Raw genomic sequence first — 15,902 nt, forward strand, 5'->3', positions numbered from 1 at the left:
TGACCACAGGCGTGACCCACCGGGTGAGCCCGACCTCAACGGCCGCAACGGGGCTCACCCGGCCCCACCCGGCCTCTTCAGCTCTCACCATCAACCCAACCCCGGAAAGGCGCTCCGACACGGCGAGCGGAGCGCCCGGAGGCTCTCCGCGAGGCCCTGCGCCCGACCACCGCGAGCGGAGGGCCCGTGTGGATCGGGCCCTCCGCCGTGGTGCGTGTACGAGATCGGCCGAGGCCGAAGGACGTGCTCTCAGCGCTTGGTGGTGCTGTTGAAGAGGGAGCGCGACCAGACGTAGCCGACCAGGGCGATACCGGCGCACCAGGCGAGCGAGATCCAGCCCGCGTCGCCGATCTCCGAGCCGGTGAGCAGGCCGCGCAGCGTCTCGGTCATCGGCGTGAACGGCTGGTGCTCGGCGAACCAGCGCAGGCCCGGGGCCATCGAGTCGGCCGGCACGAAGGCGGAGCCGAGGAACGGCAGGAACTGGACCAGCAGCGGCTTGTTGCTCGCGGACTCGACCGTCTTGGAGATCAGGCCGAGCGCCGCCGACAGCCAGGTCACCGCGAACGCGATGGCCACCAGCAGGCCGACCGCCGCCAGCCACTCGACCGCGCCGGCGTCCGGACGGAAGCCGAGTGCGAGCGCCACGGCCACGACCAGGACCAGGCTCACCATCGTCTGGATGACGCTGCCGATGACATGTCCGGTCATGAACGATGAACGCGTGATGTTCATGGTGCGGAAGCGGTTGATGATGCCCTCGGTCATGTCGGAGCAGACCGCGATCGAGGTCGACATGGCCCCGGCCGCCACCCCCATGATGATGACGCCGGGCGTCAGATACTCCAGGTAGGCGTCCCGGCCGCCGCCCATTCCGGCGCCGATCGAGTCCCCGAAGGCGTACACGAAGAGCAGCAGCATCAGGATGGGCATCATGGAGGCGCCGAGCGACACGGCCGGATAGCGGATCGCGTGCTTGAGGTTGCGCCGCAGCATCGTCATCGAGTCGTGCATGGCATAGCCGAGGGTGCTCATCGCAGGGTCTCCTTGACGTGAAGCGGGGTGCTGGTGCCGGTGCTGGTTTCGGTGCCGTTGCCGGTCAGGGCGAGGAATACGTCGTCGAGGTCGGGGGTGTGCACGGAGAAGTCGGCGGCCCGGATGCCGGCGGCGTCGAGCCGGTCGAGCAGGGCGCGCAGCGCGTCGAGGCCGCCGTCGCCCGCCACGCGCAGGGCGAGGCTCTCGTCGTCGCGGGCCGCGCCGGGGAAGGCGTCGGCCGCGCGCTCGTACTCGGCGGGTTCGGTGAACCGAAGCCGTACGTGGCTGCCGGGGATCTGCGCTTTGAGCTCGTCGGCTGTGCCCTCGGCGACGATCCGGCCGCCGTCGAGGACGGCGATCCGGTCGGCCAACTGGTCGGCCTCTTCCAGGTACTGGGTGGTGAGGAAGACGGTGGTGCCGCCCGCGACCAGCGAGCGCACCATGTCCCACATGGTGCGTCGGCTCCGTGGATCGAGCCCGGTCGTCGGCTCGTCCAGGAAGATCACCTGGGGGTTGCCGACCAGCGTCATGGCGAGGTCGAGCCGGCGTCGCATGCCACCCGAGAAGGTCGCGGCCCGTTTGTCCGCGACGTCCGCGATGTCGAACCGTCGCAGCAACTCCCTGACACGGGACCGCCCTTCACGCTTGCCGAGGCGCAGCAGGTCGGCCATGAGGAGCATGTTCTCCTCGGCGGTGAGCAGGTCGTCGAGCGCGGCGAACTGCCCGGTGACGCCGATCGCGGCGCGCACTCCGTCCGGTGACGTGGCGACGTCGTGGCCCGCGACCTGGGCCTGTCCGCCGTCGGCCGCGATGAGTGTGGACAGGATCTGGACGGTGGTGGTCTTGCCGGCGCCGTTGGGTCCGAGCAGGGCGAAGACGGAGCCGGCCGGGATGTGCAGGTCGATGCCGTCGAGCACGGTCTTGTCGCCGTACGACTTGCGCAGACCGATGGCGGAGACGGCGGCGGGCGACGGGGAACCGCCGTTCCTCCTGGGCGTGGGCATGACAGATGAAGGCATGGAGCCCTCCCGTTCGAAGGCTGAAGTGACTGGGGGAGTGGGCGAGTCGGCGGGGCCGGTGCTCAGGACCGGGCGCGGAGTACGTCGATGTTGCCGTTGCGGGTCCGGGCGCGGACCTCGACGGTGTCCTCCGTCTTGTCCGGGGCCTCGGAGGCGGTGAGCGTGTTGCGTACCTGCCCGGAGCCGGAGCTGGCGTCGATCCAGGCGGCGGTGCCCTCGCGGACGCCGACTTCGATGGAGCCGTAGGAGGTCTCCAACTGAACGGTGCCGCGGGCGACGTCGGCGACGCGCAGGGTGCCGTGGGCGGTGGTGGCGGCGACCGAGCCCTCGGCGCGCGCGATGTCGATGTCGCCGTGGGCGCCGCGCACCCGCACGTCGCCGGTAGCGGCGCCGAGGGTCGTGGTGCCATGCGAGTTCTTGAGGACGGCGAGGCCGTCGACGACGCCGACGCGCAGGCTGCCGGAGCTGGTGGAGATCTCGGCCGTGCCCTCGACCCGCTCCACGGTGATCGAGCCGTGGGACGCGGTCAGATTCAGCGGACCGGTCGTGTCGAGGCGGACGTCACCGGACGAGGTCTTCACATGGACCTGGCCGAGCCGCCCCTCGCCGAGCACCTGGGCCCAGGCGCCGGTCATGTCGACGCGCGAGCCCGTGGGCAGTTCGACCGTCACGTCGACGATGCCGGTGCGCCCGAGGAGACGCGGCTTGGGCGTCCTGACCGTCAGAACGCCGCTCCCGTACGTGACCTCGGTCTGCTCGGTCGCGCGCACGTCGTGGTCCCGCTTCGGGTCGCGGGGCCGTACCTCGACGACCGTGTCGAGACGGTCGCTTGCGGCGAAGCGGATGGAACCGGCCTCCACGTGGGCGGTGGCCTGAATCGGTTCGGGAGTGTCGAAAGAAGGCATGGCAGTACCGTCCTCATGAGTCCTGGGGGCGTCCCCGCTGGTGGGACGTGATGTGGGTGAAGCGGTGCGGGTGAAGCGGTGCGGGCGCGGGCGCGGCGTACGGCTAGCGCACCCAGCCCGTGAAGCTCTGTCCGATCGAGTGGGTCCTCTCCGTCGTACGCGGCCGGGCGCCGCCGTCGACCGCGGCCGACACGGCCCGCACCAGCCACGCGTTGACCGACAGGCCCTCGCGGCTCGCGGCCTCTTCGGCGCGCGCCTTGAGGTGGGCCGGCAGACGCAGATTGACGCGGGCGGTGCCGCCCTCGTCGCCGTCGGCGGGCGCGTGCGCCTTGAGCGGTTCGACGGGCGCGGTGGGCGCGGCGGGCGCTTCCGCGGGGCCGCCGTAGGCGGGCGGTGGCGTCACCACGAAGTCCGGGTCGAGCCCGCGCAGCCGTACGTCGACCGAGCCGGGGGCGAGTTCACGGGTGATCTCGTCCATCGCGGCGGAGAGCACGTTGAGCATGGTCAGACGGGTCGCCGACTCCAGAGGAGCGGTGAGCCGCTCGGCCAGCTCGCGAGCATCCTCCCCACCGGCTTCGGCGGCCACCGCGAGTTCGCGGCGGAGGGTGTCGACATACGGGGTGAGGTCCATAGCGCCATGATGGCATCACTCTGGCACCTCATGCAAGCCCGAGTGGTGTCTCATGGGGGACTCGCTTGGGGTCGACGCCTCTGACCTGCGTAAATGCGAAGTGAATGGCCTGGATCCTGATGGTGCCATGCACGCTCAAGCGCCCTGTTGCACGTGGAATGGCATCGGATGGCACTGGCTGGCACCACTAGCTGCGCCACCCGGTGCCATGTGATGCCATGTGATGCCGCAAGGGGACGGCATCCCCCCGCCTCGCGGTCCGAGGTCTGTCGAGGACGCCGACCCTCGTCATGCCGTGGTTCTCACCCGGCTTCCGGCGCGGCGGGCGAGAAGTCGTACACGGCCCAGTCGGTGAGCGTGCGGTAGCCGAGGCGCTGGTAGAGGGCGTTGCTGGTGGGGTTGGCCAAGTCGGCGAAGAGGACGACCTCCTTCGCGCCCGTGGCCAGCGCCGCCCGGCTCACCTCCGCCGTCACGGAGGCCGCGTAGCCGCGACCGCGCAGATGGGCGGGGGTGTAGACGACGTCCACCTGGATCTGGCCGCCGATCAGCGGGTTCATGCCCGCGACGGATACGGGGGTGCCGTCCGGGGTCTCCCAGAGCGTGTAGCGCTTGTCGGCGTAGCGGGTGTCGGCCCAGGAGTCGGCGTCGATGGAGACGTCTTCCCCGACGGCCTTGGCGAACTCGCCGCACCAGAACATGACTTGATCGAGATCCTCCTCGCCCAGAACGCGGCCCCGGCCCGCCGGCGGCGGCTCCGGCGGGGTGAGGGCGCCGAGGCGGTACAGACGGAGCCGAGTGTCGCGGAGTTCCGGCGTCGCGCCGGTGTGCCGCTGCCAGGCCGCGGCGAAAGCGGTGGCGGTGTCGTGGTCCGCGCTGACAGTCGGAATGGAGTGCCCGAGGGCGGCCAGACGGGCGGCGAGGGAGTCGGCCTGCTCGGGCGTGAGCGGGGAGAGGCCGAAACCGCGGGGCGGGAGGCGGTAGAAGGTGGCGTGGACCTCGCCCGCTCGCTCCAGCACGCCGAAGCCGGGGGCCTCGGCGCCGAACGCCTCCGCCCCACGCGCTCGCACTCTCTCGGCCCAGGTCAGCTGCATGACGTGCGGGCCGGGCCGCGAGCGCAGGAAGTCCCCGGCTCGGGCGAGGAAGTCGTCGACGTCTTCGGTGAGGTGCCAGTCATCGGGTCGCATGCTTCATGATTTCCCACGCGGTAGGTGCGCACCGTGGTTTTCCGCCGGGGCGAGGCCGCGGGGGACCGGCCGGTGATCGGCGTCCTCCCGACCGGCCGTTTCCGACTGAGTGGCGGGGCCCGTCGGTGATGTCGTGACCGGGTAGGCGGCCGGCCACTGTCCTGTTCCACGGGGAGAAATCAACTCGCGTCCGAGCGAGCCCGCGCCCTAGCCTTGCGCGCCATGGCAAAGGCACGCGTTCTCACGCCCCGGGCGGACGACTTTCCGCGCTGGTATCAGGACCTGATCGGCAAGGCCGAACTGGCCGACAACGGGCCTGTTCGCGGCACCATGGTCATCCGGCCGTACGGGTACGGCCTGTGGGAGCGGATGCAGCAGGAGATGGACGCCCGCATCAAGGAGGCGGGCGCCCAGAACGCGTACTTCCCGCTCTTCATTCCGCAGTCGTACCTGACGAAGGAGGCCGAGCACGTCGAGGGCTTCGCGCCCGAGCTGGCCGTCGTCACGCATGGTGGCGGCAGAGAGCTGGAGGAGCCCGTCGTCGTCCGGCCCACCTCCGAGACGATCGTCAACGACTACTTCTCCAAGTGGGTGCAGAGCTACCGCGATCTGCCCCTGCTGATCAATCAGTGGGCGAACGTGGTGCGTTGGGAGCTGCGCCCCCGCGTGTTCCTCCGTACGACGGAGTTCCTGTGGCAGGAGGGCCACACCGCGCACGCCACCTACGCGGACGCCCGTGACTACGCCGCGCGCATCCACCGGAACGTGTACGCCGACTTCATGGAGAACATCCTCGCCATGGACGTCGTGCCGGGACGCAAGACTGCCAGGGAACGGTTTGCCGGCGCGATCAACACGCTCACCCTGGAGGGCATGATGGGCGACGGCAAAGCCCTCCAGCTGGGCACCAGCCACGAGCTCGGCCAGAACTTCGCCAGGGCCTTCGACACGCGGTATCTGTCGAAGGACGGCCGCCAGGAGTACGTGTGGCAGACCTCCTGGGGTTCTACCACGCGTATGGTCGGCGCACTGGTGATGATGCACGGAGACGACAACGGTCTCCGCGTCCCGCCACGCCTGGCCCCGGTCCAGGTGGTCGTCGTCGCTGTCAAGGGCGACGAAGCGGTACTGGCCAAGGTCCGTGAGATCGGTGACCGCTTGAAGGCGGCGGATATCCGCATCCACGTCGATGACCGCGTCGACATGCCGTTCGGCCGTCGCGCGGTCGACTGGGAGCTCAAGGGTGTGCCTGTACGGATCGAGGTCGGACCGCGCGACGTGGAGAACGGCACCGCCGTGCTGGTCCGCCGCATCGTGGGGAGCAAGGAGTCGACGGCGGTCGAGGCACTGTCCGAGATCCTGCCCGAGGTGCTGGAGGACGACCAGGCGCTGCTGCTGGCGCAGTCCCGCAAGCGCCGCAAGGACCGCACTGTCGAGGTGACCACGATCGAGGAGGCCGCGGAAGCCGCGAGTACCGGCTGGGCACGCATCCCCTGGGCCACGCTGGGCCCGGCGGGCGAGGCGCGACTCGCCGAGCAGGGAGTGTCAGTGAGGTGCCTGGTCGCCGCGGATGGCTCGGTCCCCGAGAGCGACGACCAGCCGGGCAACGTCGCCGTCGTGGCGCGCGCTTACTGACTCTGTCGAAACGCACTGCGACAGAACGTGCTGCCTTCGACGGCGAGAGCGATGTGTGGTCGTACTTCGAGCTCGACGACGAGGAGTGGGCGCAGCCATGGCCTCCTGCGCGCGGCGGTACGGCGTCCTCGCGGAAGGCACCCTGCACGGCTGGCAAGAAGCAGACGGCGCTGTCGAAATCACTCGCCAAGAGATCGAGTCGACGTGGGCCGCCGCGCCGGAGATCCTCGACAAGGATCGCACCGAGGAGACGAGTTGATCACGGAGTACCAGCAGCGGCTGCGCGAGCGCTACATCGCCGCCGCTGTCATGCCGGCTCCCGAGCCATGGCGGCCGGTGTGGGACCGCAGAACTCCCGTCGGGGACCTTCTCGGTATCGGATTCGCCGTCCATCCGGACAGCGGCCACGACCTCGTCATGGTCGTGTCCAGCGACGGCCATGGACTCTTCGACGCGGTCACCGGCGAGAAGATCGCCCGCGACCGGGATCCTGACCTCGAAACGAGCACCCCTGACACCCACCCGGACCTTGCCTGCCCGGGGCTCGGCCCGATCGCAGGCGTCCCCGTGCGCATCGCCGGACTCTTCGGCGGCGGCCTGCACAGCACCACGCCGGACGGCTGGACCCTGGACGTCGTCAACCCGGAGTGGCCGTACGACCGCGTCATCCTCTCCGCCGACAGCGGGTCCCACAAGGGACCGGCGGGAGGGACGTGGTGGCACATCTTCCACTCCGACTACTCGGAACTCCGCGCAGCCGGGTTCTCTCCCTCCGGCCTGACCCTCGCGGTCGCCACCAGCAGCGACCTCACTCTCTGGACCCGCCCCGAACTCGGCTTCGACGACTGAGCGAACAGCGGGCCACCACGCGCGAGGAGAACAGTCGGACCGGGCGGAACCCGCCGGGTTGCCGGGCGACCAGACCACGGCCTGCGAACCCGCCAGGGCGGTGCTTCTCGACGGAGGCGACTTCGTCGTAGGGGACGGCAGTGTTCCCGGCCGGCAGCTCGCCGGCATCTCCGGGGCTCGCCTCCGACGGGCGAGGAGGCGAGGTACTGCACGGCCCGTGGAGACCGACCCCGACCTCGCTCGCATTCGGCAGGAGTTGAGCGTCACGTCGACGGCCCGGGGAGTTTGGCGGCCACGGCGTCGAGGACCCAGTCCAGGCCGGTCGCGAAGGATGTCTCGGCGTCCACGTCCGTGCCGTCGTACACGGCCTTGGCCAGCGCTGGGAAGCGGCCCGTGGCCAGCATTCTCGTCACATGCGGGCCGGAGGCGCGCTGCCAGTCGGGCTTGGACAGGCCCGTGGCCCGCTCGGCCCGCAGGTTCGTGATCTCGCGCCTGATCGCGCCGGTGTAGTAGGCGCTGACAGTCTCCACGGCGCGCATGACGGTGTCGATGTCGGCGAGGCCGTCGAGGGCGGCCAGCGTGGCCTCGGCCACGTCGAGGCCGTTCGGGCCCAGGGCTGGGCGGCGGCCGAGCAGGTCGGCCAGCCATTCGTGGCGGAGAGCGGCCTGCCGGGTGCGGTGGGCGAGGACGCGCAGTGCCTCCCGCCAGTCACCGGGCTGCTCCTCGGGGAGAATCTCGGCCTGGACCTCGTCCACCATGAGGTCGAACAGCTCCTCCTTGGTGGAGATGTATCCGTACAGCCGCATCGGGCCGGCGTTCAGCCGGGCGGCGACCTTGCGCAACGACACCGCCTCCAACCCGCCCTCGTCGGCCAGCGCGATGGCGGCGGCGACGATCCGCTCCCGGTCGAGCGGCACGGGGCGAGTCGGCGGCTCCGGGCGGTCCCACACAGTCATGGCCACATCGTACTGTTGCGATGCAGCATATCGGATGAATACAGTGTATCGACATGAGACATCGTATCGCCGTGATCGGAAGCGGTCCTGCCGGCCTCACCTTCGCCCGTGTCCTGCACCGCCATGGCCACCCTGTCACCGTCCTCGAACGCGATCCCGCCCCCGACGCCCGCCCCCCGGGCGGCACGCTGGACCTGCACGAAGGGCTAGGCCAGCTCGCGCTGGACAAGGCGGGGCTACTGGCGGAGTTCCAGGCGCTGTCCCGTCCCGAGGGGCAGGCCATGCGCATCCTGGACACGGCCGGGACCGTCCTGCGTGACTGGCGACCCCGTCCGGATGACCGGGCCAATCCCGAGATCGACCGCGGGCACCTCCGTGACCTGCTGCTCGGCCCTCTCGACGTCCAGTGGGGACGGGGCGTGACGCAGGTGGCGCCGGGGACCCGGGACGGCGTACTGGTCCATTTCGCGGACGGGCGACAGGAAACGTTCGACTTCGTGGTCGGTGCGGACGGCGCCTGGTCCCGGGTCCGCCCGGCAGTCTCGTCGGCGGCGCCGCACTACACCGGCGTCACCTCGGTCGAGACCTCCCTCGACGACGTCGACACCCGCCACCCTGACCTCGCCCGGTTAGTAGGCGACGGTTCCGTGGCTGTGTACGGCGTGAACCGAGCTCTCGTCGCCCAGCGCAACAGCGGTGGCCACGTCAAGGTGTACGCCCAGTTCCGCGCCCCGCTGGACTGGCACGCGAACCTGGACCCGCCCGACGTCGAGGCCGTGCGATCGGGTCTGCTGGCTCTGTTCGACGGCTGGGCCGCTCCCGCCCTCGACCTCCTCCGCCACGGCACCGCTTTCGTCCACCGCCCCCTCTACGTTCTGCCCGTATCCCACACCTGGACCCACGTCCCCGGGGTGACGCTCCTGGGCGACGCCGCCCATCTGATGCCTCCGTTGGGGGCGGGCGCGAACCTCGCGATGCTGGAGGGCGCCGAACTCGCCGAGTCCATCGCCACCGCCGCCGGCCCTGGGGATCTGGACGAGGCCGTCCGCGCCTTCGAGGAACAGATGTGGGCACGGGCCGGCGAGTGGGCGAAGATCACGACGGCCGGTCTGGAACGCCTCGTGAGCCCGAACCCCGCCGAAGCCCTCTCCCTCTTCGACGAAGTGCAGCCATCCTGACCGCCGAGCGCGAGGGCACCGGCACCAACAGCTCGCCACGGTTCCATGAGGTAGTACGGCACCGCCGCGGCCCCTTCCGGCACAACGGATTCGATGCTCCTCACGGGCCGGTGGGGCAGCTCGCCGCGCAGGTTGTCCGGGACTCGTTCACTTCACACCGCAAACCCGGCGGGAATCCGCAGATAGACCGGGAACGGACACCTATCGTGCTCAGGCTCAACCGGCCGGCACGTGTCGCGTGGCGCACTATTGCAAGCATCTGCTTGCAATAGTTAGCGAGAGTGGGCACCATCGAGACATGGCATCACTCAACGTCGGCAATCTCGGTGAGTACCTCCGCGAGCAGCGGCGCAGCGCGCAGCTGTCGTTGCGGCAGCTCGCCGATGCCGCCGGGGTGTCCAATCCGTATCTGAGCCAGATCGAGCGCGGGCTGCGCAAGCCGAGCGCGGAGGTGCTGCAGCAGGTCGCGAAGGCGCTGAGGATCTCCGCCGAGACGCTGTATGTGCGGGCCGGGATTCTTGACGAGCGGGGCCGGGACGAGCTGGAGACGCGTGCCGTCATCACCGCCGACCCTTCCATAAACGAGCGGCAGAAGGCCGTACTGCTCCAGATCTACGAGTCGTTCCGCAAGGAGAACGGATTCGAGGTCTCGGAGGGCCCGGATGCCGCCGCCCCCGCCGCGAAGGAGTGGGACACCACTGTTGAAGGCATCCGTACGGCCGACGGCAGTGCTGCCGGACCACCCTCGAACCAACCCTCACCCTGAATCAGCGTCCCAGGAGGATCAGCCTCATGGCCATCACCGATGACCTGCGCAAGACATTCAGCGACCCGACGCCCCTCTACTTCGCGGCCGGTACGGCCGACCTCGCCGTCCAGCAGGCCAGGAAGGTCCCAGCGCTGCTGGAGCAGCTCGCGGCCGAGGCGCCCGGCCGGATCGAGGAGCTGCGCAACGCCGACCCCAAGGTCGTGCAGGAGAAGATGACCGTCCAGGCCAGGGAGGCCCAGGCCACCGTTCAGGCCAAGGTCACCGAGGTGATCGGCGGCTTCGACGCCGATCTGAAGAAGCTGGGCGAGAGCGCCCAGGACCTGGCCCTGCGCAGTGTCGGCATGGCCGCCGAGTACGCCGTCAAGGCCCGTGAGACATACGAGCGGGTCGCGGAGCACGGCGAGCAGGCCGTGAAGCAGTGGCGTGGCGAGACCGCGGAGGAGATCGCCGAGATCGCCGTCGCCGTCGAGCCCAAGACAGAGCCCAAGACGGAGCCGAAGACCCAGCCCAGGACCCAGCCGAAGGCCACGGAGGCGAGTGCTCAGCCCAAGCCGCAGCCCAAGCCCCAGCCCAAGCCGCAGCCCAAGGCCGCCCAGTCGAAGGCTGCCCAGCCCAAGGCCGCCGAGGCGAAGAAGACCGCCCCCGCCCCCCGCCGGGCCCCCGCCGCCCGCAAGGCGGCCGCGAAGAAGACCGCCCCGCCGGCGAAGTAGGCACGCACGGCACGCACGGCGGGTGTGTGGAAACGGCGCGTACGAGGAAGAGGAAGGGGACCGGGCACCTTTGAGGGGTCCGGTCCGTTTTCCCGGTAGCCCAGGTACCTTGGCTGGCGGAGGCGCTACTCATCACTCACCTAGGCGGTGCTCATTATGTTGCGCACAGGTTTCGACCTCACGCTCATGCTGGTTGTCGAGCTGGTCTTCCTGGTCACCTCGGTGACTGCGCTGATCATGGCCGCGCTCGCCCGTGAGGACGCCTACCGCGCCGCGGACAAGAAGACGAAGAGCTTCTGGCTGATCATCCTCGGCCTCTCCGTCCTGGTGAATCTGGTCCCTCTGAATCTGCTGTTCCTGTCGATCGCCGGGCTGATCGCCTCCATCGTCTTCTTCGTCGATGTACGGCCCGCGCTCAAGCAGGTCACGGGAGGCGGCGGCCGACGCGGCGGTTCCAGCAGCGACGGCCCGTACGGCCCGTACAACGGCGGCAGGTAGAGCACGGCGCGGGCCCGCCGCTTCCCGGCCCGCCGCTTCGCCTTCACCGGTCCCGCGCCCGAGTGGGCTCGCGTGGCCGGATCTTCTCGCCCCGCCGAAAGGCTTGCGCGCCCGCCAGGGCTTCCGAGCCCGGAAGGTTCCCCTGAACCGCGCTGCGGCCCGGCCGCCGCACCGGCCCCTGCGCCGCGTCAACCCCTGCTCAGCAGCAGTACCGCCACATCGTCGGTCAGCTCTCCGCCGTTCAGCTCCCGCACCTCCGCGACCGCCGCTTCCAGCAGCGCCTCCCCGTCGAGCCCGCCCGCCAGCTGCCGGTTGATCATGTCGAGCATGCCGTCCTGGCCCAGGCGCTGCTTCTCGCCCGGCCCGATGCGCCCCTCGATCAGCCCATCGGTGTACATCATCACGCTCCACGCGCCGCCCAGCTCCACCTGGCGGCGCGGCCAGCGGGCGCGCGGCAGCACACCGAGCGCCGGGCCGCCGCTCTCGTACGGGAGGAGCTGCGCGGCCCGCCCCTTGTGGGCGATCAGCGGGGACGGGTGCCCCGCCAGGCAGAGGCCCGCCCGCCGCCCGTCCGGCGCGATGTCGACCATGCACAGGGTCGCGAAGATCTCGTCGCTCTCCCGTTCGTGCTCCAGCACCTTCTGGAGCGTGGAGAGCAGCTCGTCCCCGCACAGGCCCGCGAAGATCAGTGCCCGCCACGCTATCCGCAGCTCCACGCCGAGCGCCGCCTCGTCCGGGCCGTGGCCGCACACGTCGCCGATCATCGCGTGGACCGTGCCGTCCGGGGTGCGGACGGTGTCGTAGAAGTCCCCGCCGAGCAGTGCCCGCGAACGGCCGGGCCGGTAGCGCGCCGCGAACCGCAGATTCGAGCCCTGGAGCAGGGGCGTGGGCAGCAGCCCGCGCTCCAGCCTGGCGTTCTCCTGCGCGCGGAGCCGCGACTCGGCGAGCTTCATCTGCGCGGTGTCCGCGCGCTTGCGCTCCACCGCGTACCGGACGGTACGGCTGAGCAGCCGTTCGTCCAGCTCGTCGCGGAAGAGATGGTCCTGCGCCCCTACCCGTACGGCCTCGGCCGCGCGCTCCTGGTCGCCCGATGTGGTCAGGGCGAGTACCGCGTGCCGGGGCGCGAGACGCAGTACGTGTCTGAGGGTGGCCAGCTCGTCGTCGCCCGCGCCGGGCAGCGCGAGGTCGACGAGTATGCAGTGGACGTCGTCGGTGAGCAGCCGCTCGGCCTCGGTGAGATTGCGGGCGGTGCGGATGCGGACCCGGCTGCCGGCCGTGGCGCCGGAGGCGGACGGCTCGGGAACCGAGAACATGCCCGCCGGGTCGTCCTCGATCACCAGAAGGGTCAGATCACCGAGGGCGTCGGCACCGCCGGTCGCACCGGGTACGCCTGACATTCCGGACGTGGTTCCGGCGCCGGCCTGGGCGGTCTCCGTGATGGAGGCACTCCTCTGTCGCGGTACGGGTACGGGCATCGATCCGGTTTCCTTTCCCTCCCCCAGAGGGCGCGGCGGGACGACGAACGACATCTCGCCAGACGGGGACCATAGCGCTAGGCCCGGCCGGAGCGGAATGGCGTTTGGTGCGGGGCCGACTGCATATGCCGGTCATGGGCGGGCAGTTACGGCCGTGCCCATGACGAACATCACGCCGGAACGCACGGTCGCCCGAAGGCCCGGGGGCGGCCTTTCTGTCACCTATATGCGGAATATCGGGATGGGTGGGGTATCCGCGTCCGGCCGGTACGGCGACCGCGGCGACCGCTGGTCGGGCCCGTATCGGCGCACCGGCTGCCACAGGGTCGGCGGCTCGGGAGCCACCCGGCCGCCGCCATCGCCCCCATCGCATCGCCCCCACCGCACCGCCGTCATCGCCGTCATCGCGCCGCCGTCACTGCGCCGGCTGCCGGTCCGCCGCTGCACGCGGCCTTCGGGAGTCGCCGGGCCGCCGGTCGGCACTGTCGCCACGACCGCTCGGCCCGACGCCCGGCCGAGGGGCCCCGCGCCATCCGCCCCGACCCGCCGTGGCAACGGTGCCGCGCCGACCCGGCATGGCGATCGGGGTGCCGACCCCCATGGTGGCCGCGGTGCCGCCGATATCGCCCCCGTCGCTCGTGCCGTCCGGGTCGCCTCTGCGCCCGCCCGTCACCTGCCCGTCACCCGCCCGGTCGTACGACCCCGAGAATCTTCATCGAGCCCGCACCCGCGAGGGACACCGTCCGCCCCGGTCGCGGGGCGTGCACGATCGCGCCTTCCCCGATGTACATCCCGATATGGCTCGCGTCCGCGTTGTAGACGATCAGGTCACCGGGGCGCATGTCCTTGACCTCGACCCTCGGCAGTCGCCTCCACTGCTCCTGCGAGGTGCGCGGGATGCTCACGCCCGCCGCGCCCCACGCCTGTGAGGTCAGCCCCGAGCAGTCGTATGAACCAGGGCCTTCCGCACCCCACTCATACGGCTTGCCCACCTGCGCCGTCGCGAACTTGACCGCCTTGTCGCCCTGTTCGGTCGACGTGCCGCTGATGGCCTTCATCACGCCGGATTTGAGCCACTCCGTCTGCGCCTTGCTCGCCGCCTGCTGTTCGAGGAGAAGGAGCCGCTCCCGCTCCTCCTTCTCCAACCGGTCCTCTATGGCCTTCGCCGCCGCGATCTTGGCGGAGATCTTCTTCCTGGCCTCGGCCTGCTTGACCCGGTTGGCCTCCAGCTTCTTCCACTGGACGCCCGCGTCCTCGGCGTACGCCTTCAATTCGGCCTGGGCGGTCCGCAGCTCGCGCAGCAGGTCCCTGGTCGCCTTCTGGCCCTGCTGTACCCGGCCGGTGCCGTCGAGGAAGAGCTGAGGGTCGCTCGTCAGCATCAACTGTGCCTCGGGCGGCAGCCCACCGCCCCGGTACTGGGCGCGGGCGGAGGCTCCCGCGCGGTCCTTGAGGTCGTCGATCCGGTCCTGCGCCTTCGTCGCCTCCCGCGCCAGCTTGCCGATCTCCGCCGACTGGCGCTCCACTTCCTCCTCGGCGAGGTTGTACGCGTCGGTCGCGGACACCGCCTGGTGGTAGAGGTCCTCCAGCTCGATCCGCACCTCTTCCAGGGACTTGTCCTGGGTGGGGGAGGCGCTGCCCGGCGGAACGGGCGGTCTGGGGGCGAGGGGCGCGCCCGCGGCGCTGGGGCCATGAGGGGCGTCGGGGGCCGCGAAGGCCGTTCCCGGTGACGCCAGTACGGTGAGCGCGCAGACCAGAGCGATCGCGGCAGTGGCACAGTGGCGTCGGTTCACGACTCCCCCTCCAGTGACTCCTGTAGCTATATGATTAACCGTCAGTAACATGTGGATGCTGCGGTGATGGTGCCACGGCGTACGTCAAAGCGACAGAGTCCGTACGGCAGATCGCACCACCCCGAGTTGATCAGTCCTCACCTGTCTGTGACGAACAGCCCACGCCGTGTGTTCCCCAAAGGCCCGCGTGTCCGCGGGATCGGGGAGCACGCAGGGAGCATGAAGGGGGCGCGCTCAGCTCGACACGCGCCCACCCCCGTCCCCGTGCCCGTGCCCGTGCCCTTGTCGCGCCCGCGCCCCGCCTGAACGCCGCCCGCCTCCGGAGACGCCTGAACTCACGCCCCCGCCTCCCAAGGTCCCGATAGGTCCCGATAGGTCCCGATCTACGCTCCCCCGGAACGCGGCGCGACCGCCGCCCACTCCACCGTGACCTCGCCCTGCCGCCACCGCCGGCTGTCGTCCGCCAGAGGCCAGTCCGCGCCCAGTTCCCGTACGGCCCTGATCCAGCGCTGCCGCGCGCCCAGCGAGGCGTAGGGAGCCGCCGACGCCCACGCCCGGTCGAAGTCCCGCAGGAAGGCGTGCACCGGCTCGCCCGGCACATTGCGGTGGATCAGTGCCTTGGGGAGCCGTTCCGCCAGATCGGACGGGCGGTCGAGGGAGCCCAGCCGGGTCGCGAAGGTGACCGTCCGCGGCCCCTCGGGCCCGAGCGCGACCCAGACATGCCGCCGCCCGATCTCGTCGCAGGTCCCCTCCACCAGCAGCCCGCCCGGCGCGAGCCGCCCGCACAGCCGCGCCCATACGGCCGCGACCTCGCCCTCGTCGTACTGCCGCAGCACATTCGCCGCCCGGATCAGCTCGGGCCGGTCCGGCAGGGGGATCTCGAAGCCGCCGTGGCGGAAGCTCAGCCCCTCCTCCCCGTACGGCTTCGCCGCCGCGACCCGCTCCGGGTCGATCTCTATCCCGACGACGCGGCAGCGCGGGTCCACGGTGCGCCGCAGCCGCCGCAGCAGTTCGAGGGCGGTCCAGGGGGCGGCCCCGTACCCGAGGTCGACGGCCACCGGCGGGTCGCCGCGCCGGAGCGCGGGGCCGTGGGCGGCGGCGATCCAGCGGTCCATCCGGCGGAGCCGGTTCGGGTTGGTCGTCCCGCGCGTGACGGTGCCGACGGGGCGGGTTTTCATACAGGCGAGGGTATGCGTCACCGGCGGGGCCGCCATGGCCGCGGGCGGCCAGGACCTGTGGCCGCCGCAAGCCGGGGCCCGGGGCCGCCGTCG

16 protein-coding genes are annotated in these 15,902 nt (G+C 70.8%); 7 read left to right on the forward strand and 9 right to left on the reverse strand.

All coding sequences use genetic code 11. The features are described 5' to 3' along the window. Positions 1-249: 249 nt before the first annotated feature. The 5 genes from ACWEFL_RS27830 to ACWEFL_RS27850 all read right to left on the reverse strand — a co-directional run bounded on the left by ACWEFL_RS27830 (position 250) and on the right by ACWEFL_RS27850 (position 4,771). Positions 250-1,032, reverse strand: a complete 783-nt coding sequence (locus ACWEFL_RS27830; protein ID WP_451717458.1) for an ABC transporter permease — start codon at positions 1,030-1,032, stop codon at positions 250-252. Beyond that, positions 1,029-2,036, reverse strand: coding sequence for an ATP-binding cassette domain-containing protein (locus tag ACWEFL_RS27835; RefSeq protein WP_451717554.1), 1,008 nt, complete (start codon positions 2,034-2,036; stop codon positions 1,029-1,031). Before ACWEFL_RS27835 ends, ACWEFL_RS27830 begins: the two co-directional genes overlap by 4 nt. Positions 2,037-2,113: 77 nt before the next feature. Next, positions 2,114-2,956 (reverse strand): DUF4097 family beta strand repeat-containing protein, encoded by an 843-nt coding sequence (locus ACWEFL_RS27840; RefSeq protein WP_451717460.1) that lies wholly within the window; start codon positions 2,954-2,956, stop codon positions 2,114-2,116. A gap of 103 nt (positions 2,957-3,059) precedes the next feature. Next, positions 3,060-3,587: a hypothetical protein gene (locus tag ACWEFL_RS27845; protein ID WP_451717462.1), complete on the reverse strand. Its 528-nt coding sequence runs from the start codon at positions 3,585-3,587 to the stop codon at positions 3,060-3,062. A 302-nt stretch (positions 3,588-3,889) separates the two neighbouring features. Then, positions 3,890-4,771 (reverse strand): GNAT family N-acetyltransferase, encoded by an 882-nt coding sequence (locus ACWEFL_RS27850; protein ID WP_451717464.1) that lies wholly within the window; start codon positions 4,769-4,771, stop codon positions 3,890-3,892. A 222-nt stretch (positions 4,772-4,993) separates the two neighbouring features. Between ACWEFL_RS27850 and proS the strand changes: the two genes are divergently transcribed. From proS to ACWEFL_RS27865, 3 genes are all read left to right on the forward strand, one after another. Beyond that, on the forward strand, positions 4,994-6,406 hold the full coding sequence (proS, locus tag ACWEFL_RS27855) for a proline--tRNA ligase (protein WP_451717466.1): 1,413 nt from the start codon (positions 4,994-4,996) through the stop codon (positions 6,404-6,406). A 97-nt stretch (positions 6,407-6,503) separates the two neighbouring features. Beyond that, a complete protein-coding gene (locus ACWEFL_RS27860) occupies positions 6,504-6,665 on the forward strand; it encodes a hypothetical protein (RefSeq protein WP_451717468.1) in 162 nt (53 codons plus the stop codon). Beyond that, positions 6,662-7,255, forward strand: coding sequence for a hypothetical protein (locus ACWEFL_RS27865; protein ID WP_451717470.1), 594 nt, complete (start codon positions 6,662-6,664; stop codon positions 7,253-7,255). The genes ACWEFL_RS27860 and ACWEFL_RS27865 overlap by 4 nt, the downstream gene beginning before the upstream one ends. 263 nt (positions 7,256-7,518) lie before the next feature. On the opposite strand, the gene ACWEFL_RS27870 is transcribed toward ACWEFL_RS27865, so the two are convergent. After that, positions 7,519-8,211 (reverse strand): TetR/AcrR family transcriptional regulator, encoded by a 693-nt coding sequence (locus tag ACWEFL_RS27870; RefSeq protein WP_451717472.1) that lies wholly within the window; start codon positions 8,209-8,211, stop codon positions 7,519-7,521. Between the two features lie 53 nt (positions 8,212-8,264). Here ACWEFL_RS27870 and ACWEFL_RS27875 point away from each other — a divergent pair, with 53 nt between their 5' ends. The 4 genes from ACWEFL_RS27875 (at position 8,265) to ACWEFL_RS27890 (ending at position 11,366) form a co-directional block, all read left to right on the forward strand. Next, entirely contained in the window at positions 8,265-9,389 is a 1,125-nt protein-coding gene (locus tag ACWEFL_RS27875; RefSeq protein WP_451717474.1) for an FAD-dependent oxidoreductase, read from the forward strand. Positions 9,390-9,687: 298 nt separating this feature from the next. Next, positions 9,688-10,155, forward strand: coding sequence for a helix-turn-helix domain-containing protein (locus ACWEFL_RS27880; RefSeq protein WP_451717476.1), 468 nt, complete (start codon positions 9,688-9,690; stop codon positions 10,153-10,155). A gap of 26 nt (positions 10,156-10,181) precedes the next feature. After that, positions 10,182-10,868 carry a hypothetical protein gene (locus ACWEFL_RS27885; RefSeq protein WP_451717477.1) on the forward strand — a complete coding sequence of 229 codons (687 nt, stop codon included), beginning with the start codon at positions 10,182-10,184 and terminating at the stop codon, positions 10,866-10,868. 156 nt (positions 10,869-11,024) lie between these two features. Continuing rightward, entirely contained in the window at positions 11,025-11,366 is a 342-nt protein-coding gene (locus ACWEFL_RS27890; protein WP_451717478.1) for a DUF2516 family protein, read from the forward strand. Between the two features lie 188 nt (positions 11,367-11,554). On the opposite strand, the gene ACWEFL_RS27895 is transcribed toward ACWEFL_RS27890, so the two are convergent. The 3 genes from ACWEFL_RS27895 to ACWEFL_RS27905 all read right to left on the reverse strand — a co-directional run bounded on the left by ACWEFL_RS27895 (position 11,555) and on the right by ACWEFL_RS27905 (position 15,809). Next, the gene (locus ACWEFL_RS27895; protein WP_451717480.1) at positions 11,555-12,841 is read right to left on the reverse strand and encodes a PP2C family protein-serine/threonine phosphatase; all 1,287 of its coding nucleotides are present in this window, start codon (positions 12,839-12,841) and stop codon (positions 11,555-11,557) included. 680 nt (positions 12,842-13,521) lie between these two features. Further along, entirely contained in the window at positions 13,522-14,631 is a 1,110-nt protein-coding gene (locus ACWEFL_RS27900) for an NlpC/P60 family protein (protein WP_451717481.1), read from the reverse strand. Between the two features lie 383 nt (positions 14,632-15,014). Continuing rightward, positions 15,015-15,809, reverse strand: coding sequence for a class I SAM-dependent methyltransferase (locus ACWEFL_RS27905; protein WP_451717483.1), 795 nt, complete (start codon positions 15,807-15,809; stop codon positions 15,015-15,017). Positions 15,810-15,902: the final 93 nt, after the last annotated feature.

It is taken from the genome of Streptomyces sp. NPDC004838, from assembly GCF_053600955.1.

Bases quoted from the DNA above. Each gene is read 5' to 3' on its own strand.
- ACWEFL_RS27860 (WP_451717468.1), top strand. From the start codon at position 6,504: ATGGCCTCCTGCGCGCGGCGGTACGGCGTCCTCGCGGAAGGCACCCTG.
- ACWEFL_RS27905 (WP_451717483.1), bottom strand. From the start codon at position 15,809: ATGAAAACCCGCCCCGTCGGCACCGTCACGCGCGGGACGACCAACCCG.
- ACWEFL_RS27835 (WP_451717554.1), bottom strand. From the start codon at position 2,036: ATGCCCACGCCCAGGAGGAACGGCGGTTCCCCGTCGCCCGCCGCCGTC.
- ACWEFL_RS27850 (WP_451717464.1), bottom strand. From the start codon at position 4,771: ATGCGACCCGATGACTGGCACCTCACCGAAGACGTCGACGACTTCCTC.
- ACWEFL_RS27875 (WP_451717474.1), top strand. From the start codon at position 8,265: ATGAGACATCGTATCGCCGTGATCGGAAGCGGTCCTGCCGGCCTCACC.
- ACWEFL_RS27870 (WP_451717472.1), bottom strand. From the start codon at position 8,211: ATGACTGTGTGGGACCGCCCGGAGCCGCCGACTCGCCCCGTGCCGCTC.
- proS (WP_451717466.1), top strand. From the start codon at position 4,994: ATGGCAAAGGCACGCGTTCTCACGCCCCGGGCGGACGACTTTCCGCGC.
- ACWEFL_RS27890 (WP_451717478.1), top strand. From the start codon at position 11,025: ATGTTGCGCACAGGTTTCGACCTCACGCTCATGCTGGTTGTCGAGCTG.
- ACWEFL_RS27840 (WP_451717460.1), bottom strand. From the start codon at position 2,956: ATGCCTTCTTTCGACACTCCCGAACCGATTCAGGCCACCGCCCACGTG.
- ACWEFL_RS27845 (WP_451717462.1), bottom strand. From the start codon at position 3,587: ATGGACCTCACCCCGTATGTCGACACCCTCCGCCGCGAACTCGCGGTG.
- ACWEFL_RS27880 (WP_451717476.1), top strand. From the start codon at position 9,688: ATGGCATCACTCAACGTCGGCAATCTCGGTGAGTACCTCCGCGAGCAG.
- ACWEFL_RS27830 (WP_451717458.1), bottom strand. From the start codon at position 1,032: ATGAGCACCCTCGGCTATGCCATGCACGACTCGATGACGATGCTGCGG.
- ACWEFL_RS27885 (WP_451717477.1), top strand. From the start codon at position 10,182: ATGGCCATCACCGATGACCTGCGCAAGACATTCAGCGACCCGACGCCC.
- ACWEFL_RS27895 (WP_451717480.1), bottom strand. From the start codon at position 12,841: ATGCCCGTACCCGTACCGCGACAGAGGAGTGCCTCCATCACGGAGACC.